General features: G+C 36.5%; 2 protein-coding genes. Both read right to left on the bottom strand.

Features of this window, described 5'->3' with window-relative positions; genetic code table 11:
• Positions 1-353: 353 nt before the first annotated feature.
• Complete coding sequence (locus AB1414_19240; GenBank protein MEW6609548.1) at positions 354-1352, bottom strand: divergent polysaccharide deacetylase family protein; 999 nt, start codon at positions 1350-1352, stop codon at positions 354-356.
• A 46-nt stretch (positions 1353-1398) separates the two neighbouring features.
• Complete coding sequence (locus AB1414_19235) at positions 1399-2037, bottom strand: 50S ribosomal protein L25 (GenBank protein MEW6609547.1); 639 nt, start codon at positions 2035-2037, stop codon at positions 1399-1401.
• Between the last annotated feature and the right edge of the window lie 401 nt (positions 2038-2438).

Here is a 2438-nt window from a genome sequence, read left to right as displayed (position 1 = left end):
CTTAACAAAGCAATAGGTTGTTCACCACCTTATTTTCCTTCCTTTGCGTCCTTTGCGAAATCTTCCTTTGCGCTCTTTGCGGTTAAATCTTTATACCTTTAAAAAACTTGAACATCAAGTATTAGATGTTTTACTATCTAACGAGATGAATCCAAATCTCTCTGAACAACAAAAAGATTTGTAGTGCGAGGTTTTAGTCTCGCTTCTGGCAAGCCAGAAGGTGAACCTAAAGGTTCACACTACATTTATGGGATATCAGAGATTAATTCGTGTCCTTAAGTGACTAATTTCTTTAATTCTCTGTGAACTCTGTGCCTCTGTGGCTGAATGATTACCTAATTTCCAGTTTCCAATTAATTTACCAGACAAGAGGCTGGCACGACCTCAATCCCATACTCTTTTAATTTAGGCACCATTTCTACTAATGCCTCTGCCGTTGCTTCTTTAGTCGCATGTCCTATGCCAATTGCATAGCCCTTCTGTTTAGCTCGATAAATAAGTTCATTTATTCGCTCTTTCACATATTCTGTATCGTTAATATTATCTAAGAAAACAGTGCGTTCATTGGTCGGGATACCTTTTCTTTTTGCCAATTTATATGCCACAGACCGACCAGTTGTTACACTATCAATAAAGTAAAGATTCCTTATTTTAACCTGGTCTAAGACAGAAGTCATTGTTACCTCATCCGCCGTGGCTTTAGAACCCATATGGTTATTTATCCCGACAACATGAGGGATGTCATTTATTGCCCCCTCAAGATTTTTTGCTATCTCTTCTTGAGACATACCAATCAGAACAGCATATTTATAGGGCTTCATATTATGTCCTGCTTCGCATAATTTATCCTCTTTGGTCATCCTTGAATTACCACAATTTTCCATTGGCATATGGAGCATTACTTCCTTCCCTTTTTCATAACACTGGTTGGCTATTTGTTGTGAATATTTTAGCCCTGGCAAAATACTGAAGGTCAAAGGGGCTTGTATGCCAAGTAACTTTTTTGCACAACCATTCACACTATATCCAGCATCATCAAGAATAATGGTTATTTTCGCTGTTCCTGTGCCTTTCCAGGCTCTTTTATCAACCAGAGAAGAATAATAAGGCAAAATCTTTTTTGTAAGTTCAGGTTTTTTTTCTTCTTCAGGTTTTGGGATTTTCGGCTTTTTAACCACTTTTTCCATCTCTTTTTCTTCTAATTTTTTGGATTCTAACGCAATCTCTATCTCTTCTGGAGTTGGAATCTCCTTAGGAATCTGAAGATACGCTAATGCCATAGTAAAACTAAAGAAAGAGATACCTACGGCTAAAACTGTGATTATGCTGATGAGAAGACTATCTTTTTTCATTCTAATTCCTTTACAATTACCTGATTACCTATCACCTGATTACCAATTATTCTTCCTCTTCTTTTTCTTCTTTCTTCTTTTCTCTGATTACTTCTGGTTCTGCAACTGCTTCTGCTTCTGCCACTTCTACTTCTTCTTTAGGTGTGGAAATAGATAATACGATTGCCTCCGGGTCGGCTTTAAGTTCAATTCCCTTTTCTACAACTAAATCTTTGACATAAACCACTGCCCCTAGTTCTAAATTAGTTACATCTACCGGAATGTTATTTGGGATTTGTGTTGGGAGAGTGCTAATTTCTATATCCCACATAATTTGTTCTAAAATACCACCTTCTTGTACCCCTTTGGCACTCCCAATTATTTCTATTGGCACTCTGATGGTTAATTTTTCTTTTAATGATATTCTCAAAAAATCAGCATGCAATAAAAGATTTTTAAAGGGATGGTTTTGCCTTTCTTTTAAAATCACCGTTTCTGTCGAAGCAGGTAATTTCAGGTTGATAAGCACATTTGCCCCTCCTTTATGGAGAATATGAATTAAATCTGCTGATTTAAACTCTATTGGAGTAACTTCTTTTTTGCCTCCATAAACCACTCCCGGAACAAATCCTTTCTCTCTTAATCGACGACAATATTCTTTGCCTGACTCGCTTCTTGTGGTCGCTTCTAATAGTACCTTTTCCATTTTTTTAAATACCCCCTTCTTATTTGTTAATTAGTTAGTAACTATTCACTATTCACCATTCACAATTCACAATTTCTTCCCTAAATTTCCTTAATAATGGTGAATGGTGAATTGTCAATTGTGAATTGTGAATTATCACTCTTCACGGTGTCAAGCAAACCTGGCCCAAGAGTTCGATGCACCGCTATAGCGCATCCAATGACTCTATTCGATAATTCATCAAATTTCACTTCGTGCTCTCCGTACCCTTCGTGGTGAATAGTTACATTAGTTAAATACTCGATATTCAAGTTTTTTTAAGATTAAGTGGTTTATCCTTTTTTAACCGCAAAGAACGCAAAGAAATTAACCGCAAAGAACGCAAAGATTATAGTGCTCTGTTAAGATTGAATTTGCATGTT

The organism is bacterium (assembly GCA_040755795.1).
Lineage (GTDB): Bacteria > UBA9089 > CG2-30-40-21 > CG2-30-40-21 > SBAY01 > JBFLXS01.
This window is presented reverse-complemented; position numbering and strand designations above follow the sequence as displayed.